The 24,071-nt window shown below is 41.5% G+C and carries 20 protein-coding genes and 1 pseudogene; 1 reads left to right on the top strand and 20 read right to left on the bottom strand.

Annotated features, from left to right (window positions below):
• Nucleotides 1-123: 123 nt before the first annotated feature.
• From EKN16_RS07455 to EKN16_RS07380, 16 genes and pseudogenes are all read right to left on the bottom strand, one after another.
• Nucleotides 124-364 (bottom strand): annotated as a pseudogene (locus EKN16_RS07455) (IS110 family transposase); the annotation flags it as partial.
• 18 nt (nt 365-382) lie between these two features.
• Nucleotides 383-2,158 (bottom strand): ATP-binding cassette domain-containing protein, encoded by a 1,776-nt coding sequence (locus EKN16_RS07450; protein ID WP_164522714.1) that lies wholly within the window; start codon nt 2,156-2,158, stop codon nt 383-385.
• A 20-nt stretch (nt 2,159-2,178) separates the two neighbouring features.
• The gene (locus tag EKN16_RS07445; protein ID WP_125655061.1) at nt 2,179-3,972 is read right to left on the bottom strand and encodes an ABC transporter ATP-binding protein; all 1,794 of its coding nucleotides are present in this window, start codon (nt 3,970-3,972) and stop codon (nt 2,179-2,181) included.
• A gap of 276 nt (nt 3,973-4,248) precedes the next feature.
• The gene (gene resA, locus EKN16_RS07440) at nt 4,249-4,827 is read right to left on the bottom strand and encodes a thiol-disulfide oxidoreductase ResA (protein WP_125655059.1); all 579 of its coding nucleotides are present in this window, start codon (nt 4,825-4,827) and stop codon (nt 4,249-4,251) included.
• A gap of 89 nt (nt 4,828-4,916) precedes the next feature.
• Nucleotides 4,917-5,648, bottom strand: coding sequence for an ABC transporter ATP-binding protein (locus EKN16_RS07435; protein ID WP_125655058.1), 732 nt, complete (start codon nt 5,646-5,648; stop codon nt 4,917-4,919).
• Nucleotides 5,641-6,462: an ABC transporter permease gene (locus EKN16_RS07430; RefSeq protein WP_125655056.1), complete on the bottom strand. Its 822-nt coding sequence runs from the start codon at nt 6,460-6,462 to the stop codon at nt 5,641-5,643. Before EKN16_RS07430 ends, EKN16_RS07435 begins: the two co-directional genes overlap by 8 nt.
• A complete protein-coding gene (locus EKN16_RS07425) occupies nt 6,459-7,019 on the bottom strand; it encodes a nitrous oxide reductase accessory protein NosL (protein ID WP_232016281.1) in 561 nt (186 codons plus the stop codon). Before EKN16_RS07425 ends, EKN16_RS07430 begins: the two co-directional genes overlap by 4 nt.
• Entirely contained in the window at nt 7,016-8,347 is a 1,332-nt protein-coding gene (locus EKN16_RS07420) for a right-handed parallel beta-helix repeat-containing protein (protein ID WP_232016280.1), read from the bottom strand. Before EKN16_RS07420 ends, EKN16_RS07425 begins: the two co-directional genes overlap by 4 nt.
• A 5-nt stretch (nt 8,348-8,352) precedes the next feature.
• Nucleotides 8,353-8,730: a hypothetical protein gene (locus tag EKN16_RS07415; RefSeq protein ID WP_125655052.1), complete on the bottom strand. Its 378-nt coding sequence runs from the start codon at nt 8,728-8,730 to the stop codon at nt 8,353-8,355.
• Nucleotides 8,731-9,173: 443 nt separating this feature from the next.
• On the bottom strand, nt 9,174-10,673 hold the full coding sequence (locus EKN16_RS07410; RefSeq protein ID WP_125655050.1) for a malate:quinone oxidoreductase: 1,500 nt from the start codon (nt 10,671-10,673) through the stop codon (nt 9,174-9,176).
• A 283-nt stretch (nt 10,674-10,956) separates the two neighbouring features.
• Nucleotides 10,957-11,031, bottom strand: a complete 75-nt coding sequence (locus tag EKN16_RS07405) for a DUF2277 family protein (protein ID WP_375782100.1) — start codon at nt 11,029-11,031, stop codon at nt 10,957-10,959.
• Between the two features lie 783 nt (nt 11,032-11,814).
• On the bottom strand, nt 11,815-13,887 hold the full coding sequence (locus EKN16_RS07400; RefSeq protein ID WP_125655048.1) for a methyl-accepting chemotaxis protein: 2,073 nt from the start codon (nt 13,885-13,887) through the stop codon (nt 11,815-11,817).
• 626 nt (nt 13,888-14,513) lie between these two features.
• Nucleotides 14,514-14,957, bottom strand: a complete 444-nt coding sequence (locus EKN16_RS07395; RefSeq protein WP_232016279.1) for a small multi-drug export protein — start codon at nt 14,955-14,957, stop codon at nt 14,514-14,516.
• A gap of 272 nt (nt 14,958-15,229) precedes the next feature.
• Nucleotides 15,230-16,039 (bottom strand): type II pantothenate kinase, encoded by an 810-nt coding sequence (gene coaW / locus EKN16_RS07390; RefSeq protein ID WP_232016278.1) that lies wholly within the window; start codon nt 16,037-16,039, stop codon nt 15,230-15,232.
• Between the two features lie 355 nt (nt 16,040-16,394).
• Entirely contained in the window at nt 16,395-16,949 is a 555-nt protein-coding gene (locus EKN16_RS07385) for a hypothetical protein (protein ID WP_125655042.1), read from the bottom strand.
• 321 nt (nt 16,950-17,270) lie between these two features.
• Nucleotides 17,271-17,816 (bottom strand): YdhK family protein, encoded by a 546-nt coding sequence (locus tag EKN16_RS07380; protein ID WP_125655040.1) that lies wholly within the window; start codon nt 17,814-17,816, stop codon nt 17,271-17,273.
• A 453-nt stretch (nt 17,817-18,269) separates the two neighbouring features.
• Here EKN16_RS07380 and EKN16_RS07375 point away from each other — a divergent pair, with 453 nt between their 5' ends.
• On the top strand, nt 18,270-18,986 hold the full coding sequence (locus EKN16_RS07375) for a VIT1/CCC1 transporter family protein (RefSeq protein ID WP_221226884.1): 717 nt from the start codon (nt 18,270-18,272) through the stop codon (nt 18,984-18,986).
• A gap of 907 nt (nt 18,987-19,893) precedes the next feature.
• Here EKN16_RS07375 and EKN16_RS07370 read toward each other — a convergent pair.
• The 4 genes from EKN16_RS07370 to EKN16_RS07360 all read right to left on the bottom strand — a co-directional run bounded on the left by EKN16_RS07370 (nt 19,894) and on the right by EKN16_RS07360 (nt 24,068).
• Entirely contained in the window at nt 19,894-20,244 is a 351-nt protein-coding gene (locus EKN16_RS07370; protein ID WP_125655038.1) for a hypothetical protein, read from the bottom strand.
• A gap of 569 nt (nt 20,245-20,813) precedes the next feature.
• On the bottom strand, nt 20,814-22,289 hold the full coding sequence (locus EKN16_RS07365; RefSeq protein ID WP_125655036.1) for a protein adenylyltransferase SelO: 1,476 nt from the start codon (nt 22,287-22,289) through the stop codon (nt 20,814-20,816).
• A gap of 187 nt (nt 22,290-22,476) precedes the next feature.
• Nucleotides 22,477-22,629, bottom strand: a complete 153-nt coding sequence (locus tag EKN16_RS32135) for a hypothetical protein (protein ID WP_164522713.1) — start codon at nt 22,627-22,629, stop codon at nt 22,477-22,479.
• A gap of 299 nt (nt 22,630-22,928) precedes the next feature.
• Nucleotides 22,929-24,068: a toxic anion resistance protein gene (locus EKN16_RS07360; RefSeq protein WP_125655034.1), complete on the bottom strand. Its 1,140-nt coding sequence runs from the start codon at nt 24,066-24,068 to the stop codon at nt 22,929-22,931.
• Nucleotides 24,069-24,071: the final 3 nt, after the last annotated feature.

Raw genomic sequence — 24,071 nt, 5'->3', positions numbered from 1 at the left:
GATCGATAGTTAAACATCGAAGGGCTGCCGTGTGGCAGCCCTTCACTCTGCTAAATCAGCCAATACTTCGATTTTTTCTCCGATTCCGGGAATCGATTGGATAATCTGATATTCTTCCATTTCATTTGCGAAGGCACCTTTGTATTCAGGAAACAGAAAACACCTGATCTAAAATGGCTTGGAACTTAAGCTTAATTTGAATGTACACTCCCGTAACCGCATCGTACTGCCTTGTTAGATTTCGTAAGTCTAGTAGTTGAACGCCTCTTGTCTTATGGTGCTCAAAATCCTCTTTGTAGAATAGCTCACAAAGGGCATAGGCATCTACCGCATCCGTCTTTACCTTGCGTAAGCTCGATGATTTCTTAGATCTGTATATTTATCACATCATTGAGCTATTATTTTCATACCATTTGGCTTGAGCGGTATACATCTCTGCATACTTTTTGCCCATCTTCATTAATGAATCATGTGTGCCTTCTTCAACGATTTTTCCGTTGTCCATCACAATAATACGATCCGCTATTTTAGCTGAGCCCAGACGATGGGTTACGATGATGGCTGTATTATTTTGGGCAACTTCGGCAAATTTTTGATAAAGTTTCGTTTCTTCGATTGGGTCAATAGCAGCAGTAGGCTCATCCAGCACGATAAAATTTTTATGCCGATAAAACCCCCTTGCAATTGCAACTCTTTGCCATTGCCCACCGGATAGATCAACCCCATCAAACTCTTTGGATAGTATCGTGTCATAGCCTTCTGGAAAAAGTGAACTGGAATCGATATCAACATCAGCATTTCTGACAGCTTGCGAAAGATGTTCAGAAGTAACATCTCTGTCTATATCGCTTATACTTATATTATTTTCAAGTGAAAACTTATATCGTTGAAATTTTTGAAAAACAGCCGTAACTCCTAAATAAGTTGAGCTTGGTGATACGGTTGCTACGTTCTTGCCATTGATCATAATTTCACCACTGTCGGGTGTATACATACCTAAAATAAGCTTCGTTAATGTTGATTTACCCGAGCCATTTTCTCCAACAATTGCGATCGTTTCTTCTTTATGGATTGTTAAACTTACATGATCGATTGCGTTTTTAGCTGTTCCTGGATAGCGGAACGAAATGTTATTTAGAACAACACCATCTGCTGGACACAAATTCATAAATTCGCCACTTCGTTCAGGAATGGCAAGAAAGTTTATAAAATTAATAACAGTCGGCAGTTTAGATGCAGTTCGCCTCATTTTTACATTGATCATTTCATTAGCAAGGCTCACAGCAACTGCAATCGAAGTGAAAACTGCGGCAAATGCACCTACGCTAATATCGCCGCTTATCAAACTGATCAATAATAAATATAAAACGCCTAAATATCCTAAAAGCGTTAACAAATACATGCCAAGCTCAATCAAATCTCCTCTAACTTCTACACGCCACAGTTTTTTATTCAATGCTTGTAATGAAGCTTGATATAGCTTGTAAAAATAGGAGAATGCGCCTAAAATTCGAGTTTCTTTAAAATATTCACTATCTACGATGCAACGTTCATAATATTCATAACTTCGTCGCAGAGCACCTGCGTCATCTTCTAAATCTGTGAATACTTTGGCCCGCAAATAATTGTTAATGAATAGCGGTACAAAAATAAATAGGAGTGAAACGACCAATATCGGTTTAAGTGTATATAAATAAATGCCTATTGTTAAAAAGTATGGAATATAAAAGCTAATAAAGCTTAAGTACGCATTGAATAAATTGAAGCAATTTCGAGCCCCTTCATTTGCCCGATTAATATCATCTAGAAATTCAGGATTTTCATAGGAAATGGGTTCAATAGACGAAGCTTTTTTATGAATTAAATAGCCAGCGCCGCCCTCTGCAATTGTTTGTAATTCATCAAAAACAAAATTTGATAGTGATGAAATGACTTTCTGAACAATTTCGATAACGCCTATAGCAATAGCAACGAAAATCAAATAGGTTAATGTGGCGTCTCCTTTTAAAGCCGCTAATGTTGTGTCGAAAAAGAATTGAGTAGCATATGTCATTAACACTAAAAGAAGTGATAATAGAACAGATGTAGCGATAGCAACAATAAACATCCATTTCGCATTTTTCCATACAATAGAAATGCTTGTTTGAATGATAGTCATCGTTATATTTGGTGATGCCCTCATTGATACCAACCCCTTTGACTTTCATACATTGTGGCATAAATCTGATTGCGCGCAATCAGTTCGTCATGCGTACCTTCTTCAGCAATTGTTCCGTCATCAATAACAAAAATTTTATCGGCAAGTTTAGTTGAGCCTAAACGATGTGATATAAAAATAGTTGTACGGTTTGCACTTAATTTTTCAAATTCCTCATAAATTTTAGATTCGCTAACAGGATCAAGTGCTGCTGTTGGTTCATCTAAAATAAGCAATGGAGCAGGATTTACAATCGCCCTTGCCATTGCAAGACGCTGCCATTGTCCGCCCGATAAATCTACTCCATCTTGATTCAGTTTTCCTAAATAGCTGTTAATATTGTGCGGAAGATTATAGATCGCTTGTTCAAGACCTACTGTTGTTATGGCACTGTGTATGAGGTCATCATTGTTTAGAGCGTTCACATTCCCAAGAGCAATATTGTCTTTAATTGTAATTTGATAACGAGCAAAATCTTGATAAACGACTGCGGAAAGACTTTTAATTTCTGCTTCAGAATAATCGGTTAGCCGTTTGCCATTTACAAGAATGTTTCCGCTATAGCCGTTGTATAAGCCTGTGATCAGTTTCGTAATCGTTGTTTTACCAGCGCCGTTTGCACCAACAAATGCATAATGTTTACCGCTTTCAATTGTAAAATGAATCCCTTTGAGAATTTCCGAATTTGCACCTGGATAGCTAAATCGTACATTGTCAAAAACGATGCTATCAAAAGTTAGAGGTGCCGGAGATGGTTTTACTGTAGCATCTTCACTTTGCTGTAAAGCACAAAAGACAGTTAAATCGTTCATCATTTCAATGCTGCCAACTAGTTTTCGAATGGAAAAATTGAGCTGCCACGAAGCAATAAAAGCAAGTGAACGAAACGAATTCGTTAAGGACATAAACATACCAATGGTCAAAAGCCCATCCACTGTCGGTTTTAGCAAAACAATCGTTACGATGATTGTAAATAGAGATGTTATGAGTCCGCCGCTCGTTTCTCTAATGTACCATTTTAATCTTGTTTTCAATTGAATTTTTCTTGCGGTTTCATAATGTTCATGCCATGTTTCGTTTAATTTAGTACCATATTCGAAAACTGCACGCTCATTTACTGCTTCTCTTCCTGTTAAGATTTCGGAAAGATATTTATAATTTCTTTTCAATTTCGATGTGTCTCGTACAGATTGATACTGGGCTTTTCCACTTTTGACGGACATTAAAAAAATAGGAATGGTAGTAATAAAAAGAATTACAGCTGCCCACCAAACTTGCGAAGCCAAAATAAAAATAAGCCCAACGACTTTGATGATGATGGTAATAAGTGAAATAAAGATTTCAAATGCATCTTTCAATTTTTCCTCGGGTTTATCGGATATTCGTTCAACTAAGTCCCAAGTTTCTGAATTTTCAACAGAGCTATATTGGAGTTTTGCCTTTTTTTCTGTTATCGCAGAGCGAAATTTTTCGGCGATTTTGGTTTGAATCCACACCATAGGTAACCCCGCGAGTTGCCACGGACTAAAAATCCAGTCAACACCTACAAGAATAACAACGGCAAGCAAGTAAGGTAACACTGTAGCTATATCCGTTTGGCCCTGTACCACACTAATGGCCAAATCTATGAATTTTGCTGTTACCAAAACTTGTAGAATTGGCGCTCCATTTTTAATAAGCGACATGATAAAACCAATCGTTGCTGCGACTGGTGCACATTGGATAGGGATTAAGATTAAATCGATAAGTCCATACTTCTTTTGTTGTAGAATCATCTGTATCACTTCCAATCGTTGGATTATTCGTATTTTATCACTAGGTGACCGGCCACAGAGAAGACGAGAAATGGACAAGCGTGAACATCTGCAGACATTTCACTTAAACTCCCTGTATACTTTTTGCAATTCAACACTATATTACCACAATGTGGAATGTATATGAGAGAAACATGTTTCTACGCTAATCTGCCCGTAACGAAAGGCTGCCTAGCGACAGCCCTCGCAGTGTTGAACTATAGTCTTGTCCCCCGACATCTGTTCTGGCTGCTCGATCTATTTTACCAGCACCCTCGAATTACCTTTCAAATGCTCATCGTTAAAATTATGGATACCCCGAACCAATTTCATCAAGCTTGTAATCTTTTCAAAACTATTGAGTTCCCCTACTAGGACTTTTATGATTTTTCCTTGCTTATCAATGAGAAGAGTTACTGGTAATCCTGAAACATGATACTTTCTTTTCACGCTGTTTTTCAGATCGAGCAAGACAGGGAATTCTAGATCATATCGATTCACAAACTTTTTCACGGTTTCTTCTTTTTCACCCATGTTGACAGCGACAATTTCAACATCCCCTAATAGCTTGTATGCTTCATTCATAAGTGGCAATTCATTGACACAAGGATTGCACCATGATGCCCAGAAATTGAGTAGAACGCCTTTTCCTCGGTAATCCGATAAATATATTTCTTCTCCGTTCAATCCGGATAAAGCGAAATTTGGAGCGGTTTGACCTATTTTAATCAAATAATGACTCTCGCTTTTCTTCTGCACGATTACGTAACCTACAATTAAAAGGATAAGTATAAGCAGCAAGGACTGTATCCAGTATGAATTCACTATTTTCTTCATTTCGCTTCTCCTTGAAAGTTCTCATATGGGTTCATTAAATTACAAAAAAAGCACTGTCTAAAATTAGGCAGCACCCTTTGTTTTGTTCTTTATTTTCGAGTTCCTATAATACCAAATAATTCAGCAAAAGCGTCCTGTAAGCGAGCAGAGCCAAGTTGTCCACGTAGTTCCTCTCCCGTTCCTTCCAAGGAAACAGCTCCGTCACGGAGAAAAACAATCCGATGGGCAAATACCTCTGCAATTTGCAATTGATGGGTTGAAAACAGGATGGTTTGTCCGTCTGCTGCTGCTTTGTTTATGAGCTGAATAAAGGATTCCATCCAATAGGGGTCAAGTCCATTGGTCGGCTCATCCATCACAAGAAGAGCTGGCCGGGCTAGTAAGGCCTGGGCAAATAAAATGCGTTGCCTCATTCCTTTGGAAAAGGATGAGACCGGCTTGGTACCGGTTTTCTCTAGTCCGACTTCGGCAAGTACCTCGACCGCACGCGCTTTTGTTAATCCTCTTAGCTTTGCCCAGAACGTCATCGTCTCTTGTGCTGTAAGTCCCTGATTGAAATGGTAATCATCCGGCATGTAACCGATTAACTCTGCATAGCGTTTGCGGTTATCCATCCAGCGCAGGCCATCTACCCATATCTCTCCCTGACTAGGCTGCAGGATTCCCGCTATCATACGCAATATAGTGCTTTTGCCGGCACCGTTTCCCCCGCATAATGCAAGGATCTGCCCTCGTGTGACCTGTAAATTCAAATCCTGTATGATTGTTTGATCCTTTATAATTTTATGAACGTTTTTCATATGTACAAAAGAATCAGACACGTGTCCTCCCCCTCTCCCATAACCAATTGGCGGTGCCTACGGTAATGGCAATCCATAAGACAGAGACCGCCAAGAATCCAGCCGTGCCAGATGGACGACGAATCCATTTTACCCATTCGTAATACTCGGGTCCAAGTACAGAACCTCCTCCGAGCTTAATCACCGTAAACAAACGGGATAACTCTGCCGGATTTAGAAAAGTGATGGCGGATATGGCCGGTTTGATCCACAAAAAAGGTAACATGCCCAGTGTCGCGATGAGCAGCGGGGGCCAGGCAATAATCAAAAAAAACCAAGTAGCCACCGCAACCGTTAAAGCTTGCCAGCGATTTCGTGACAAGGTACCAATAAGAAAAGAAATAGCCAAGAATAGTAAAGCCAGGCTGATAGAGAATCCCAGAAGGAGCAGATAGGTTTCAAAGTCAAAACCTCTGCCCGTCATCCAGCCTGCCAATCCAGCGAATCCAAACCCAAGAGCAACAATTGTCAGAAGTACAATAGCTAGACCTGCCAGTTTACCAAAGATGAACATCCAAGTGCTTATCGGATAAGTTGAAAGAAGTGCCCAGTTACCGTCTTCTTTTTCCCCTGTCAATGAGAAGGAGCCAAGCATCAATGTCATCAGCGGCAGCAGGTACAAAATCAGGTTAAGTATCGTGCCAGTAATACCAGAATAACCCTCTACATACCCTTGAGAATTAATGAGCAGCAGGCTTAACATAAAAAGAGAAAAGAGGCCCATAAATGAATAGGCCCATGGATTACGCAATCCCATTTTGACTTCTCTCACAGCAACAGTAATCAATGCATTCACTGGTGATGTCCTTCTGTTTTCTGACCATCATCTTTCATTTCTTTCATATCTTTCATTTCTTTCATATCTTTCATATCGTTCATATCCATCATATCTCGGTTTACTTCCCATTTATGGGCAGTCAGATCATCTGCAGTCATCAGCTTGCCTTTTCCCTGCTCTTTAATAAATGACTTGGCATTAGCTTCTTCTTCAAAAGAATAGATACCATAGGCCATCGGCGTTATAAATGAGGAGTCATAGACGTAGTATGCCTTCTCATACTTCAACCATTGATTGCTGCCGTAATCACGAACAAATGCAGCTCCGATGGTATCTGTGCCATTCTGAAGCTTCCATTCATTCATACAACCAATATCATCAAACTTGAGAGATTGCCCGTCCTTCGTGATGATTTGCGTTGCAAACGCATCATCCTTTATGGCCATCTTGCAGATTGCGCATCGGTCCGTATCCTCATTTATAGCTTGGGGTTGATAATCCGATCTACCGCATGCGGAAACGACACTCATTGTCAATAAGAGAACTACTAACATACCGAACCATTTCATTTTCATATTTTTCTTCTCCTTGTCAATAGTAAAATGATGCACGTTGAACCCAACAGTAGAATACCTATCAAACCTGTCTTGATTCCAGATGCACTTTGTTCGTACAAACGAGTTGAAGCTGGTGGAGCCATAAGAGGCGATATATCCTTTGTCCATTTGCTGCGTTCAGATTGATACAGGCTTTCAAGAAAAACCATACCCGGTGATTGAAAAAAAAGCTGAAAAGCAGGCCTTTTTTGAATAAGCCCCTGAAAAAAAGGGTTAATCGCATAAACGATGTCACTTCTACCATCCCCATCCGCGTCGATTCCACGAAAAGAGTCCCAAAAGTTTCCCGTTATGTCGTTACCGGTGCTGTTTTTGGCCAATGCATCGGATACATTACCTGAAAATCGATTTCCTCTAATCGTATTCTGGATGGACTCCAGCAATTGAATGCCGATGAAATTATCGGTTACCCCATTGTTTTCAATTCGGTTGTTTGCAGATTGTTCAATATAAAGCCCAACTCGATTTCCTTCTAATCGGTTATTTCGAACCGTTGTAAAATGAGCATCATACAGCAGTATGCCTTGTGAATTGACATTCTCACTCTGTTTCATGAAGGTGTTGTTTACCACTTCTACATCTCGAACCGTCATCACCATAGCCCCTGTAATATTCATCTGTCCGATGTTTTCACGAATGACGGTTCCCTTTGTATACATGCAGTGAACGCCATAGCGGGAATTCTCGATACGGTTTCCGATTATCGTATTTTCATCACTGTTCTCCAGATAAATTCCGTCATGTACACGTTTGATGATGTTCTCTGTGATTCGGTTCCGATGGGCGTTGTACAGGTCGATTCCATTCCCTTTGTCGGCCATCTTGATAGCCTGTCTTGATTCAAGACTACTCCACTCAATGGTATTGTTCCGTACGTCTCCATCATCGGCATTCTGCATCTTGATGCCATACGAGCCCGTATGAATATGTAGACGCTCCAGTAATACCCCATCGCCAGTAACCAGAACAGAGGGCTTCTCTTTGACTAATTCATCCATGATTTCCAGACCAGTAACAGTTACATGATCACTCTCAATTTGAAGCGCAGCTCCCTTGCCTGAATTCAAGAGTGTGACCGATCCTTCATGCTCTGCTTCCAGTCGAAGAGTCTTCGAAATGATCAGCGGCCCTTCATAGTTTCCAGGAGGGACGATAATCGTTTCTCCGGGTTCTGCCCGATCAATGATTCCCTGCAAATTAAACGATTCCATCTCTGCTTTTGCCAAGCAAGGGGTCCCGCCAAACAGGATACCCATCAGAAGTGTGGCAAGCCATATTCGTTTCATGTTCGTCATTTCACATCCACTTGTTTCTTCTTGGTCATATGGAGGTCATCCACATACAAATGAAGATACACATCATACTGGCCAGCTTGTGGAAAAGTGAAATTTCCGGTAAATGCACCATTGCCTTCATTTTGCCCTTCTATCAGTTTGGGCTTACCATCCAGTCGGATATCAAACGTGACTTGAGTTGATTTAGAAAATTCAGCTCCCGTGAACTTCGCTCTCAGCTCCAATAGATTTCCCGCGACTGCAGGTACTGGTTCAGTTGATAGCGACACTTCTATGGCCTCGGGATTGATGGGCGCTGCTGGCTCAGATGAACAGGCGGTTAACAATCCAATTAATAGGCATACTGCCAAGACCATTCTGAGTTTCTTGGTCATTCTATCACCACCCCTCTAAATACGCTTCATCAAGGCTCATTATATCAATGGAACAATTATCAATATATGGCTAGATCGAGCTATAAGCCTTCGTTTTCGTTCATAAAATTTGACAAAGCAGCAACAATTTTAATGGTTAGCCTTGTTGAAACAATTGTAGACGCATTTGAATGTTTTGTAGTGCAGTCAAAATGTAACGGTGCTTACATACAAAAGAGCCCCTTTACTTAAACAAGTAAAGAAGCTCTTTTGTATGTTCTTAGGGTAGGAGATCCTTTCGCTTTGCCTGCAAAAAAGATACGATTCCACAACCCAAAATAGCCTACCAACGATTGGGAGGCTATCTCTAAAGAGCTTATACAGAAGGGTCATGGATTGTTCATTGATGAAAAAATGTTGCTTAAACTATTTCATTAAATACCTTTGTTTCTACATCCAAATAATTAACTATAAACTAGCTCTTTTTCGTTTAAACCAAGCGTCTCTGCTGTTGAAGTATGAATTTCGTGCAGAAGCTCTGGATTTTCCATTAGTGACATGCCATAAGAAGAAATCATTTCTTTAATTTTCGGTTCCCACTCTTTCATTTGTTGCGGGAAGCATTTTTTAATTACCTCAAGCATAACGTGAACCGCAGTAGAAGCACCTGGAGAAGCACCTAGTAATGCTGCAATCGAGCCATCAGCGGCACTAATAACTTCCGTACCAAATTGAAGTGTACCTTTGCCGCCAGCTTCAGTATCTTTGATAACTTGCACACGTTGGCCCGCTACTACTAGATCCCAATCCTCGCTTTTGGCGTTCGGGATAAACTCTCGTAACTCTTCCGTGCGCTTTTCTTTTGATAACATAACTTGCTCGATCAGGTATTTTGTCAAAGACATGTTTTTTGCACCTGCCGACAACATAGTTACGAGATTATCCGGTTTTACGGAAGTTACCAAATCAAACATTGAACCGGTTTTTAAAAACTTTGGTGAGAAGCCGGCAAACGGTCCAAATAGCAAAGATTTTTTATTGTCGATAAATCTTGTGTCAAGATGCGGAACAGACATTGGAGGAGCTCCAACCTTAGCTCTGCCGTATACTTTTGCATGATGCTGCGCTACAACATCCGGATTATTACACACCATAAATATTCCGCTTACCGGGAATCCTCCAATATGTTTTCCTTCAGGAATACCGGATTTTTGCAGTAAATGCAGGCTTCCTCCTCCGCCTCCGATAAAGACGAATTTTGCAGTATGGCGTTCGACGTTACCGCTGTCGTTTCGTACTTTCAATTCCCACGAGCCGTCGCTAGTACGTTTCATATTATCAACGCTATGTTTGTATTTGATATCGACGTTTTTACTCTTTAAGTGGTCAAACAAAATGCGCGTTAAAGCACCAAAGTTGACATCAGTTCCAGAGTCGATTTTTGTTGCCGCTATAGGTTCATTTGATGGACGATCTTGTATAATAAGCGGAATCCATTCCATCAGTTTTCCAGGGTCATCGGAAAATTCCATCCCTTGAAACAGAGGATTATTCGACATCGCTTCAAAACGTTTCTTTAAAAACGTTACATTTTGTTCCCCTTGTACCATACTCATATGCGGCAATGGCATGATAAAGTCCTGCGGATTACGTATCAGCTTGCTGTTTACAAGATAAGACCAAAACTGCATGGAAAGCTGAAACTGTTCATTAATTTTGATAGCGTTACTAATATCTATAGATCCGTCTTGTTTTTCGACAGTGTAGTTAAGCTCGCAAAGTGCCGCATGCCCTGTTCCTGCATTATTCCATTCATTAGAGCTTTCCTCTCCTGCATTTTCGAGCTTCTCAAATACTGTAATTTCCCATTCCGGTACTAATTCTTTAAGAAGTGTCCCTAAAGTCGCACTCATGATTCCGGCACCAATTAAGATGACGTCTGTTTTAGTTTCTCTATTACTCATTTTTACCATCCTTATACCCTAAAATTTGCAGAAAGGATGTAGGCGCTCCTGCTTAGGCGTCACACCAAGCCAAGGCGAGACCTAGTCACACCTTCTTTGTTTCAATTATAACTATATCATAGTGTATTACAATTAATTATAGATTAACATATCTACTATTATCTGATAATTATAAGCTATTTAAAAGCTCGTCCACAAGGCCCTAGGAACACACAAAAACCAAGACCTTTTAACCCAGCTTCATGCAAGGATTAAGGCTTTGGATTGCCGTTACCGTGAACCGTCACCATGCCGCCAGGATTTCTTCGTCGGTAGCCGGCGGGTCAAAGTTAAATAATGTCTTTATATTTCCGCACATATCTTTCTCCTTTTATTTTCTTTAGTATATCAATATTACAACACATGAATTCTCCATGCCAGTGAATAGAACGAACTAGACATAAAATGTGACTCTAATTGCCTCTGCAGATGCAGGCACAGGGACACAAGCCCATTTTTCATAGTAGTCCATAACATAATAAACTTGATAGCATATGCTTAGTTTGTACCTGTTAAAGGAGGTGAGCATTATGGGGTCAGGAATCCTTGAAGATGAAAGATTTCGTCATCACAGACATCTTAGTTCAGGAGTTGTTCTCGTTCTCTTCATTCTTCTGGTAATTGTTACAATGGCATGTATCTGCTAAATTATCCATTTCAATAAATAGATGAAAGCCCACCTGGACCTAAATGGTTGTGGGCTTTTTCTAGATTAATTCATCTAAGTTCTCAGTCAAATTTGACTTCCTAATGGATGCGGACACAGGAGCACAAACCCATTTTTCATAGTAGTCCATTACATAATAAGCTTGATGGCATATGCTTAGTCTGTACCTTATAAAGGAGGTGAGCATTATGGGGTTAGGAATCCTTGAAGAAGAAAGATTTCGTCATCATAGACATCTAAGTTCAGGAGTTGTTCTCGTTCTCTTCATTCTTCTGGTAATTGTTACAATGGCATGTATCTGCTAAAATAACCCTTTCTATTAATAGATAAAAGCCCACCTAGACCTAAAATGGTTGGTATCCTGTGCCTATTTAGGGCTCAATTAAAAAAAGGGCAAGATGGTTAATCTGCCCTTTTTCTTCCTCGTATGTCTTATTATAGCTTGAACTTACCCACTTCGTTTTGAAGCTCGTTAGCCATCCCACTCAACTGTTCCGCTGAAGACGAAACCTGCTCGACCGAAGCGAATTGTTCTTCGCTCGCGGCCATTACGGTTTGTACAATGTTGGCTGACGATCTGGAGATTGCCACCATTTCGCTCATCGATGCGGTCACCTGCTGCGTACTCGCCGAAATCTCCTGCGACGTCGCGGATATTTCTTGGATCTGCTCAGTGACGTTTTGCACCGAATGGACGATGTTGCGGAACACTTCGCCCACTTCTTGCACGCTAACGATACCTTTGTCCACCTCGCCTACACCTCGGTTCATCGAGTCGACGATATGCCCGATGGTCCGGCTGATTTGCCCGATCAATTCGCTAATTTGCTCCGCTGATTGATTGGACTGTTCAGCTAATTTTTTCACTTCTGAGGCTACGACTGCAAAACCTTTGCCGTGCTCGCCAGCCCGAGCAGCTTCGATCCCTGCATTCAGTGCCAAAATATTCGTTTGGCTCGCAATGCCTGACATGACGGTAATAATTTGCTCGATTTCCGCTGACCGCTCGCCAAGCTGCCGGACCAGTTCCGCCGAAGCGCCGACCGATTGGCTGATGCTGTTCATTTGACCGATCGTTATTTGCAGCGTTTCGCTCCCTGCTATCGCATCATTACCCGCTTCTACCGCGGTATCGGATACGACAGAGGATGATTCAGAAATCCGTTGGATGCTTGCGGCCAACTCATTCATCGCTTGCGAGCTTTGCATAGCTCCCTGCAGTTGCACTTCACTTCCCGTCGCGACCTGTTCCATGGCTGTGGCGATTTGATCAGAAGCAAGCCGCGTATTCCCTGCGCTGGTATCGAGCATTTCCGCCGTCTCCGCCACCTTATGCGCATTGCCCCTCAAATGCCCGACCATCGTTTTTAAAGAAGTCGTCATCGTGTTGATGTCGTTCGCTAATTCGCCGATTTCGTCCTTATTTTTAATCCGTTGATGATCTTCTGTTAAATCACCCGCGGCAATACGTTTCACCTGTTTAGTAATTTTGCCGATTGGTCTTGTTATTGTAAGCACGATCAGGAGCGCGATAATAATCGTAATCCCACCAGCAATAAGCAGGATCGTATAAAGCGTCGTTTCCGTCTTGGCCTGTGATACCAGAATACTGTTCAATGGCATATGAAAATATAACTTGAACCCCGTGTCCGCTAGTGGCGAATAAGTAACAATATACGTTTCGTTATTCACCGTGTAGTCGGCTACGTTGTCCTTCATTGTCGGGTTAGACAATATGGCTTTCAGCCCGTCCGGCAAATTGGATTCTTGCGGCGTGCGGCCGATCGCTTCTTTTTGCTGGGCATACCGGATGATACCTTGATTGTCGAGCATGATCGGATATCCAGCACCTTTGGCGATCACCAGATCCTTGAACAAATGATCCATCATTGAATCGAATGCGATGATATTCGTCAGTACACCGATTGGTTTTTTACCTGAAGCATCCATGATCGGAACCGTAAGAGCAACAGCTGGTTCACCCGTGCTTTTTGAAATGATGACGTCGGATACATTCGTCTCGCCTTGCATAGCGGTTTTAAAATACTCCTGATCCGCGATCGACGTGACTTCTTGCTGCATATTGCTATGTAATAGAACTTTTCCTGAAGCATCGGTCAACATAATATCGCTGCTGATGCTGGACAAATTTTGGAGAACCTTTAAATATTCGCTCTGTTTCACGCGATCGTTCGACCGCATCATTTCATTCTGCGAGGTAAGCATCAGTTCAGAAGTCCGTTGATCCACCCACTCAAGCACAGTATTCGCTTTATTCTCGGTCAGATTGCGATAGACACTTACTTCGCTTTCGACATGATCACTTGCGGTCGTATAGTATATGATTGAAGAACTAACTACTAAAGGAATAAGGCCGATGACTAAAAACCAGAAAGTAAGCCGCGTCCGAAGTGAATGAAACCATTTGTTATATCGGGACGGCGGTTTGGGTCCCTCGAATGGATTTGATGATGTCGTAGAGTTGGTATGTAATTTATTTGGCTGCATGCATGTGTCCCCCTGGATGTTTTATAGCGATTTCCAATAACAATAGGCGCTAAATGCTATCTTAACGTGCGTGAAGTCACATCCTTTTGGTTACTAAATTCGTATTATGCTTGACCTGCAACCGGCGTATAAGCCAGTTTAACGATTGATCCTGACCCGTAACCTCCTGTGGTTTTATTTTCTATTGCTTCATTAAATAGATTGTAACCCTCTCCGCTTTCGCGCATAACGGACTCACGGACGGTTTAGCCCTAGTCCAAAGTCGAGGAAAGCCGCCACTTACTGGCTGCTCAACATCATATTACCTATATTGTACTCAATACCGTGCCTTCGGCAAAACATATATATTCTTGTCTTTACCCTTAAATCAAAAAAGCCGCGCGGCGCGCGGAACCTAATGAATACATAGTCTTGTCCTCCGACAATAGAACATATAGCTTTAAGACAAGAACTTATTTCTTTTTTTCGAAAAAACTTCGGAAGAAACCCCCTCTTTTTTTGGAGTGGAAATCATTCATTTTCAAAATTCCAACCTGGCAATGTACCACTGTATTTTTCAGTGGCCGCCCTTGAGTCGGTGTTTTTTACTTACTAGGTGACCAATGTCGAAGTGTAAATCTACCCGCCTAAGTTAAAAAAGCATTCAGTCCTAATGCAGCGGCTGTAGTCAGCACAGAACTCCAGAAGACGATCCCGATGGTCATCCATACAAACAACTTACGTGGTTCTGCTCCGAAAGAAATTCCTATGGCTGCACCGAGTGGTGCTCCGGTAATAAGCGGAGATAAGAAGCCGATTCCAGGGATACCGTATTTGTCCCAAATGCGGGTCATGCGGCTGGTTCTCCCGCCGCTCTTGTTTCGAGTTCGTCGTACAAGCCAATTCCTGATGGATGTGCCGAAGAAGATCACGATAACTGCGCTTAGCATCGAGCCGGCCGCACTTAGAATACCTGTCAGTAATGGATGCAGCTTGAGGGTAAGCCCGAGAGGAATCGCTGCCCATAATTCCAATATGCCTGTGCCGATGACAGAAGCCCATGCCAACAGACTATCCATCCGAATCACCATTCATCCTGTTAATTTTGTTCCATTCCAATTGCTCTTCCATCCTTTCGTACGATATGTTTGATTTCATTAGAAAATACTATACGGTCCTACTGCGGAAAAGTCCAGTGAATTAAAATACCCCCTTAATTTCATGAGAAATCTTAAATGAAATAGGAACAAATATTAAAAATCTGCATTAACAGAAGCTGCATATTTTTAAAAATGAGTGAGTTACGTCTTCTTCGATATTGTCTTTTTACAAAGTAACGGAAGTTAGTTTTTTATTTGGTTTATTATCTGTAATACAATAAAGCTCCAATTGCTCCACAATACTCTCCATTTTCAATGAACAAGGGTAAGGCTCCTCTTAGTTTCGTATAATTTTGTACAACTTCTTTAAGAAGGTCGTTTCCAATGAAGGATGAACCGATGAAAATAATTGATGATACTCCACATTGACCAGCAGCGAGAACACTAACCGTTGCCACAGTTTCCCCCACTAGACCGGTTACAGAAGCTAATAGTTCTTCCTTGGTTAATTGATCTGTGGATACCAATGGTAAGATATTCCCGAAATTACTTGCTGTTAAATCTCCCGGGATTGGTGGTTCTGCTCCCGCATAGATGTGACTTACTTTCAAATCTATTCGATCTCGAAGTCCCTTAACTGCTAATGCTACAATTGCTTCATAATCTGTTATCCCGGTCAGCAGTTGAGATAGCCCCATTATTGTTCCGCCTCCAACCCCGGTTCCCCCGATCCGTTGTTGTCTGCTATTATCTACATGGTGAATCGAAGTGCCTGTCCCAACATTAGTTAATATAAATTTATCCTCTGATATAGCGTTCTTTGCAAGAAGATAGCGCACCCCGTTACATGTTGCCTCAAATTCAACAATCTCTGCAGCTTCTTGATTCAAAGATGATTTCAATAAAGCTGCTTTACCACCGGTAATACAAATCTTAGCGGTATCAAATCCGCAAATCCATGAGGCCACATATTCCAATTGGGAAATTGGGAACTTTTTGAATTCGAGCGAACCATGCTTCAAGCATGCGACTTTGATTAGCGTACCACCAGCATCAATTCCAATATTCATCATTAATTTATCGTTTCACTTCCTCTGTTAGACAATAATCGTATTCGTTTAGTTCCTAATCCGGCTCGCCATACCTAATTAGATAGAATATCGTCATATGCTCCCCCAACATGAAGTAATAAAGGTATTCGTTGTACTGCTTCGTTTTCCTCTTCTCAGACTAGAATGATAAGAACGTTGCTGATTAAACATGCTGAATTTTGCAAAAGCTGTCCGATGCTTGCACAGTACACCCGTTCTAAAAACCACCGAAACGTGATTACACGATATGTGTGGGATGACAGCAGCCTTTCAGAACATGAAGAAGATCGCATGAACCTCCTTAAGATGGGGGTAGAGCGATATTCCTGCTCAGATCCTACACGTTATTCAAGTTGGAAACGTAATTCTTCAATTTATCTCTAAACTCTATTAACGCTTCTTTGTTATTTACTTTTAATGTAACTTTTGCACCTTCTTGAGATTCAGGAACATAATAAACCTTATATATTAGAGGAATCAACGTAGTTATCTCATTTATTAATGTCGCATATTTTGTTTGGTCTTGTTCTGTGAACTTTTTGTTTTCTTTATAGCTTTTTTGCATGCTTTCAGTTATTACTTTCATATCTTTACCTATTGGGGTTAATAACTGAGTGTTCACCGAACGACCTACTGTATCTGAGTAAGCCTCAATTACAGAGAGTTTTACATGTATGTCGTTTATATGTTCTATCGTCAACATGTCGGTTTCATTCTCAAGTATAGAATTATAATTACTCCAAATCATAAATAGCGAACTACCCACTATACTTTCCACAGTCAATTTCGTTCCATGGTCGACTTTGTACTGGTGATTGTATAAAACGCTGGCTGAACAAATAAGCAATAAAATAAATAGCCCTAATAATATTGGTTGAGTTTTCTTTGCCACTAGCTTCACGACTCCCTCACCTCTTTTAGTATCCTTCTTATCCCTTTAGACGAGAACTACACTAATTTGTTACGCATTACTGTCATTTTGCGTAACAAAGGCTGCCGGATACATATTGCCGACAGCCTCGTTGTTGATATTTGAACTAACGTGTCCCGTTTAGCATCTGATTATATCAGCTGGTACTTCAAGGAAACCGATCTTGGCTAAGTATTCATTATCTCTTTCGGAATCGGACAATATTCTTTTCTTCCGATATCGGCAATGGATATATGTTCTTGTCCTCCGACAAGACTTTTTGTGGAACTTTGTAACAACCTTTTATTTAGTTGAAAGTTCACTTCCTATTACCCATTTATGATTTTTCACTGTTTCTCCACCAGTTGTCGGATTATAATCAACCACATACACGGTAGTATGTTCGGCTGATTCGATTGTAGCACTCGCACCTTTCATTCCTGGCATGTGGTCTGCCTCTAAGGTAACTTCCGTTCCTGGTTTCAAAGTTTGGTTACCCGCATTTTCAATCTCTTCAAGAATAACCCACTTATGATTTTTCACTGGTTGTCCACCAGTTGTTGGCGTATACGACACAGCATAAGCTGTCGTATCATAAGTACCCACAATCGTTGCTGTAGCACCTTTCATACCCGGCATATGTTCTGCTTGGATAACTGCTTGACTTCCAACTTCATAGGTTGGATTCTTTGCTTCTTTTAACCCTAGAGGAACTTCACTTGAAATGGGATGGTTCATGTTCATGTCTGAATGGTTCATGGTTGCAACAGGCTGTTGACTTGTATTATTTCCACATCCACTTATAACAATAATTGTGGCGATACTTAGAAAAACCAGTTGCTTTGTCATTTCAATAACGCACCTCGAATTCTTAAATTTATTCCATAATATATCCAAGTAATAGGAGTATAAATCAAACTAAAACATTGGTAAAACTAACCTACCACTATGAAAAGGATGTAAGTTTAGGGCGATGATTTTTTAGTTCGCACTGGTGTCGTGGCTCATTAATCCAGCACAACATGCAGCGGTAGCTTTCGCCGGTCTTGTAGTCACTTGGTTATTGTTATCACTAAGGCAATCGGCTATTTTCTCGACACTCGTCAGGATTACTATAGTGGCAAGCAGATTTATGGTATTATTAACAATAATAAGTTCATATTAAGAAACACATGCTGCTGTCACAATTGTGACAGCAGCATGTGCTATTTTAAGGGGATAGATAAGGATTTTCATTATCAATGGTTATTTCCTAGAAGATGACCAACTTCTATATGAACCTAAACCTAAGGGGGAAATCTAATGGAACAAAATGAATATGTTATACAAGAAGAAAAGCATGAAGAAAAACATTTTATGGCTCCAGATCTTATTCGGGATATTGTGATTGGAATGGCGGATGGATTGACTGTCCCCTTTGCCCTTGCTGCTGGATTATCTGGAAGCCTATCTAACACAAGTTTAGTCGTTATTGCGGGAGTGGCAGAAATCGCAGCGGGCTCTATCGCTATGGGTTTAGGTGGATATCTTGCAGCGCGTACGGACCGGGAACATTACTTATCCGAATTGGAACGTGAAAAGCGGGAAGTTATTGAATTGCCCGATCAGGAACGGAAAGAAGTAGCAGACATCTTACGTGAGTGGAACCTTCCTGAACAAACAGTCACCTCTGTTGTAGATGCGATTAGTGAGGATCCAGATCGATGGGTCAATTTCATGATGAAATATGAACTAGGACTGGAGGAACCTGAACCAAAACGAGCACGTAATAGCTCAATAACTATCGGCGTGTCTTATATTATAGGGGGTATCATTCCTTTAGCCCCATACATGATCATTCATAAACCAGAATCAGCCCTAATCGTTTCTGTTATTGTCACACTAATTGCTCTTTTTATTTTTGGATTTATCAAGGGGAAGTTTACAGGATCCAAGCCCATCAAAAGTGCATGGCAAACGACACTGGTAGGGGGATTAGCAGCAGGCATTGCTTTTCTGATAGCTAAATTAATTTCTTAACCAAACAGTGGGAGTACCCACGCAGTTATCACGAAGTGCAAACGAATAGGCTAAACGGATATTGTGCTGCCTAGCAGCATTGGCGTGGAGATAAGCGTGCAGCATTTGGAAGTAATTAAGGTGAAAACCTCAATTCCAGCAGCGCATCTTACACCATTCTTTCCCTTCCAATAAAATAACAAAGCTTAGTAAATATTCAGTTAGTAAGACGATACTTGTACAATACACGAAAGGACGGTTTCCTGTTACTTAAGTACCGTCCTTTTCGTATAGTTCTCAACTCTTTTGGATTCTTTCCACTCTAAGAGAAAATTTAATCACTTTACTTATGCCTCTCTTCACTGCCGTTTTGAAAGTTAAGTAAAGTGTTGACTAGCCGGTTAAAACGAAGATTCTGTCTTCTTCGATATATCTCTCAGATATTCCTCTCCATACAATAGAAAGGTGAAGTTCTTCCTAGAAACCAGAACTCTCCACGTAACTCATATCCTAATTTCTTATAGAAATTTACCGCTCTTTCATTTCCACTATAAACATCTAACCGAATTGATTTGTACTCTTCCTTAAAAACAAACTTCATGATCAAATTGCATTTCGCGTATTATCGCATCTCCAAGGCTTAAATACCCGTCTTCAAATCGGCCTTTCTAATATGATTAAAGATGAGTCACTATCCCTTGTAGTTTTCCTTCCAAAAGCACTTCTAGCAAGTCCATAGTAGTGTGCGAACCAATATATGTAAGTTCTGTGTTGTACAAAAAGAAAGCCTCAAAAACGCAGGCTTTCTCGACAATCTAAGCCGCAATCATTCGGCTTCTAATGGATATATGTCCTTGTCCTCCGACAGCGCCCGGGAAGAGCTTTATTATTCTGCTGCTGGGTAGCACTGACTTGTAGTTTATGGCTCCTAGTAGCTCGGTTTATACCGCTGCTTGTACTGCAGCTCGAAACGCTCTTTCAGGGAATCGTTACTGGCCTGTACTGAAAGGCGAATCTCGCTGTATTCATGCATAAGGTTTCGGATTGTAACCAAATCCCCGTTATCGGCAGATTGGCCAACCAGATTCAGAATCGACGCCGACAAAGCCTCGCTTGCGTTCTGAAAACTGGAGTCGACACCGGACGTCATCCGATAATTCTCGTAATAACGTTTGAATTGTTCGATTAACGTTTCGCCATTCTCCCCTATCACCGGCATTTCGGCAGACTGCGCATATCCGGCAGAATCCGCGGAACCATTCATTTCCATTCGGTCCATGAAGCCCACTCCCTCCTTCCATCATCTTGTTATCGGATCACTTGTTATAAGGTGTGCAAGTGGAGTTGTAATTATGTGCCAATGTCCTCTGTAAACCTTGCTTTTACCTCAAATAAAAGTCGAACGACGCTCATGTAATGGGAATTAAACGGCAATGTATATTAATTCTTGTCCCCGTCATGACTCCATCCCCTGGAAATTTCTCGATTACACTGCTATTTTCATATATAAGTTCAGTCAGCTCCATCAGTGGAATTTCGAATTACCCCTAATTAACTCAAGATAGAACTTACGATACTTCAGAAAACTTCTCCTTTCTATCCTGATCTTGAACCTCAATGGATTGAAGACCGATTCGCCTTCGTCAAAACATCACTAAGTTGATGTATAGAGAAGAAGCTGAACAAGATTAATTACCTATCTTAACCAGGTTTATTCTTCTTTATCAACCAAATAGAAAATAAGAAGAGCGTCTGTGACTAACACGACGCTCTTTTGATGAAAGGGCCAATTAGAATGCCCTTTTCTGTAAAACATTTATTATGAAGTTTTGGTCTACTGCTTCTATATCAGGTGCCGCAAAAGGTTTGGTAAGGACGGGTTGACAGTGCAGGGAGTGTGAAGTAATCAGCCTGTTCTGGGGAGTGCGCATAGGGGCTCGAAAGAACATCAAGAAGCCGCTCCATAACGCTATTGTCTCCATGTTTAACAGCGGCTTCTAGTGCTTCTTCTACTCGGTGGTTGCGAGGGATTACCGCAGGATTGCTGCTGCGCATCAACTGATGCGAGGAGGCTTTTGGTTCCTGCTGCCTTCCTAGTCTCGCCTGCCATAGCTCATGCCACTGAGCAAAATCCGTGGTGCCAAACAGGATCGTATCCTCCGGCTTATCAAACGTTAATGCGCGGAAGGTATTGGTATAGTCCGCACGATCCTTCTGCATCATACTGAGTAGACCTTCAATAAGGGATTCATCCTCTAGCTCTTCGTTAAAGATCCCCAGTTTCGCCCTCATTCCGGTAAGCCAATTACGGTGATACAACTCGGTAAAATCTGAAATCGCATCCTCGGCTAGTTTGACAGCCTGCAACTCATTGACATGCAGCAGCGGCAATAGGGTTTCTGCAAATCTCGCGAGATTCCACGCGGCAATATGCGGCTGATTGCCATAAGCGTAGCGACCATGAGTGTCAATGGAACTGAATACCGTTGCTGGATCATAGACATCCATGAAGGCACAAGGACCATAATCAATTGTTTCTCCGCTAAGGGCCATGTTGTCGGTATTCATTACCCCGTGAATAAAGCCAACGAGCTGCCATTTGGCAATCAGCTTGGCCTGACGCTTGATCACTTCCTGAAGTAGGAAAAGATAGCGGTTCTCTTCAGCTTCAATTTCTGGAAAGTGTCTTTCCAATGTGTAGTCAGCCAGGGCCCGGAGATCATCAACAGTGCCCCATGCTGATACATATTGAAAGGTGCCGACGCGAAGATGACTGGCAGCCACACGGGTCAGAATTGCACCAGGTTGCTCGGTTTCGCGGAATACTGACTCACCTGTTGTCACGACCGCTAGGCTGCGAGTGGTAGCAATACCAAGGGCATGCATGGCTTCGCTGATGATATATTCACGCAGCATCGGTCCAAGTGCCGCTCGACCGTCGCCTCGGCGAGAGTATGGCGTTTCACCTGAACCCTTAAGCTGAATATCAACCCGTTCATCTTGGGGAGTGATCTGTTCGCCAAGCAGCAGAGCCCGACCGTCCCCTAACATGTTAAAATGCCCGAATTGATGCCCTGCATAAGCTTGAGCAAGAGGTAAAGCACCTTCGGGGATCTGGTTCCCAGCAAGCACCGCTACGCCATCATTGCTTTGCAGCGCTTGGACGTTAAGCCCCAGGGATGATGCCAACGGACCATTAAGAATGATCAACTTCGGTGAACGTACAGGGGTTGGGCTCAGCCTGGAAAAAACTGATTTCGGCAGACGAGCATAACTGTTGTCGAAGTTCCATCCTGTTTCTATTTGTGCTTTTTTCTCTGTCATCGTATCTCCTAGGCATTATGATATTTTTAGTTATCTACTTTCTATACTAACACGAGGCAGCCCTTTTAGTGTTTGCTTCTGCCAATTTATTATACCCTTTCCACGCATAGATGGCGCCCTTTTATGTACCCGACAATTCGATTTTCGGCTACTTACGGCCATCTCCTTCTCCCCCATTTATTACACCTTATTTTCCTGGCCAACCTCCCATTTTAATGTTGTCAGCGTTGTCAGATGATTTAGGGTGAAGCTTATTTTCTATTACAAAGAAGTGATTAAACACACCTAGTACACGTATTTTATTGTCTTTTTCTCCAAAGATATGGGTTTCTGCTGTCATAAAAATAATTAGATGAGTGATATGAGCCGCTTTCAAGTCATTTATGGTGTGAAAGCAATTGGAGCTAGTGCTACTATCGCATTTAAGGCCATGGACCTTTTGGAGGTAAATATCATAATCTTGAGTACTTGGTGTTGCATAAGCCATCGCAAACAATAACAAGGCAACTATGAGGAAAACATATCTTTTCTTGATAAAAGCACCCCAACTCCAATAGTTAATAATACCCTTATCTATTTTTACGCATAATTGCCCGTTGAATAGAGTGGGTCGTACGTGCGACTTCTTCGCCCACTACATTACAAACCTAGCTTGTGACCTTTCTCTAAACGTTGAATCTGTTGTTCACCATTATCAGCCAGTTCTCTGAACTGGTTAATGGTTTCACGCATCTTAGGAAGTGCCTCCTGCTTATAAGTGCTTATAGAATCTAATGCCGATAGCACGTCTGTGAAAGCTTGTTTCAATGTATCAACTGAAATACTCGTTTCAAGAGATTGCTTATGGATCGCCGCGCCCTGTTCTTTCAACATTCTCGAGGTTCCGCTGATTAGACTGTCCGTCGTTTGATTGAGAAGTTCAATCTTTTTCAAGACAATCCTTTGATTGTAGAGCGCGCTGGCCACAGTCACAGAGATTTTCAGGGCCGAAACCGTAACATTCCTAGCTCTATCCACCCCTCTGATTAGCTCTTTGTTATTTCTGATTACCACTTCGATTGCCATGATCCCTTGTTGATTAACGACCATCATTTGTTGCAAATCCATCACGCGTTGCCGTAGAGGGAACAACACTTCTTCCGTAATGAACCGGATTTTATCTTCAGACTCATTGCGTAATTCGGCTGCTTCGATCTGAGACTCAATCTCTTCATCCATCAACACGCCAAGCTGGATTTCCTTTTGAAGTTTTTTAGTAACCTCCCTCAGTGCTTGTTGTTCAAACTCCAAAGTTGTATTGTTATTCTTTAATACCGACTTTCCTTTATCCAATGAAACTATAATATCCGAAATTACGCTATCCGCTTTTTGGTACTTGGTAAAGTAATTACGCAATGGGTTAAAGAACTTGCCTAGAAAACCACTCTTGGCAAAATCCACTGCACTCGGATCCAAATCTTTCAACTGGAGATGCAGTTCAGTTAATCCCTTGGCTACTTGACCGCCTTCATCACCCGTTTTAGATAAATTCCCAACAGATACTTGCAAAAGGGAATTTTTCTCCGAGGATGACCTCATGGAACTCATACCGAAGCTATCAATAGATTGCAATACCTCTTTCCGCTTTTCTACGGAATCGATATCTAACTCTAAGATCGTCGAGACATTGTTTACGGCCAACTCTTTGAGTTGTTGTACTTCTTCAGGCACAGGCTTAACCTGCTCTTCAATAGCCGACTTAATCTTCTCGGGACTTACTATTTCCATTGTAAATGACATCGT

Source organism: Paenibacillus baekrokdamisoli (genome assembly GCF_003945345.1).
Classification (GTDB): Bacteria; Bacillota; Bacilli; order Paenibacillales; family Paenibacillaceae; genus Paenibacillus_Z; species Paenibacillus_Z baekrokdamisoli.
Note: the sequence above shows the minus strand (reverse complement) of the source record. Positions and strands in the feature narration are given on the sequence as shown.

What these genes read in the sequence shown, in the direction of transcription:
- coaW (WP_232016278.1), bottom strand. Translation starts at nt 16,039, where the DNA reads ATGATGAATATTGGAATTGATGCTGGTGGTACGCTAATCAAAGTCGCA.
- EKN16_RS07410 (WP_125655050.1), bottom strand. Translation starts at nt 10,673, where the DNA reads ATGAGTAATAGAGAAACTAAAACAGACGTCATCTTAATTGGTGCCGGA.
- EKN16_RS07380 (WP_125655040.1), bottom strand. Translation starts at nt 17,816, where the DNA reads ATGACAAAGCAACTGGTTTTTCTAAGTATCGCCACAATTATTGTTATA.
- resA (WP_125655059.1), bottom strand. Translation starts at nt 4,827, where the DNA reads ATGAAGAAAATAGTGAATTCATACTGGATACAGTCCTTGCTGCTTATA.
- EKN16_RS07420 (WP_232016280.1), bottom strand. Translation starts at nt 8,347, where the DNA reads ATGAAACGAATATGGCTTGCCACACTTCTGATGGGTATCCTGTTTGGC.
- EKN16_RS07365 (WP_125655036.1), bottom strand. Translation starts at nt 22,289, where the DNA reads ATGACAGAGAAAAAAGCACAAATAGAAACAGGATGGAACTTCGACAAC.
- EKN16_RS07415 (WP_125655052.1), bottom strand. Translation starts at nt 8,730, where the DNA reads ATGACCAAGAAACTCAGAATGGTCTTGGCAGTATGCCTATTAATTGGA.
- EKN16_RS07375 (WP_221226884.1), top strand. Translation starts at nt 18,270, where the DNA reads ATGGAACAAAATGAATATGTTATACAAGAAGAAAAGCATGAAGAAAAA.
- EKN16_RS32135 (WP_164522713.1), bottom strand. Translation starts at nt 22,629, where the DNA reads ATGACAGCAGAAACCCATATCTTTGGAGAAAAAGACAATAAAATACGT.
- EKN16_RS07370 (WP_125655038.1), bottom strand. Translation starts at nt 20,244, where the DNA reads ATGGACCGAATGGAAATGAATGGTTCCGCGGATTCTGCCGGATATGCG.
- EKN16_RS07360 (WP_125655034.1), bottom strand. Translation starts at nt 24,068, where the DNA reads ATGTCATTTACAATGGAAATAGTAAGTCCCGAGAAGATTAAGTCGGCT.
- EKN16_RS07395 (WP_232016279.1), bottom strand. Translation starts at nt 14,957, where the DNA reads ATGGTGATTCGGATGGATAGTCTGTTGGCATGGGCTTCTGTCATCGGC.
- EKN16_RS07400 (WP_125655048.1), bottom strand. Translation starts at nt 13,887, where the DNA reads ATGCAGCCAAATAAATTACATACCAACTCTACGACATCATCAAATCCA.
- EKN16_RS07450 (WP_164522714.1), bottom strand. Translation starts at nt 2,158, where the DNA reads ATGACTATCATTCAAACAAGCATTTCTATTGTATGGAAAAATGCGAAA.
- EKN16_RS07425 (WP_232016281.1), bottom strand. Translation starts at nt 7,019, where the DNA reads ATGAAAATGAAATGGTTCGGTATGTTAGTAGTTCTCTTATTGACAATG.
- EKN16_RS07445 (WP_125655061.1), bottom strand. Translation starts at nt 3,972, where the DNA reads ATGATTCTACAACAAAAGAAGTATGGACTTATCGATTTAATCTTAATC.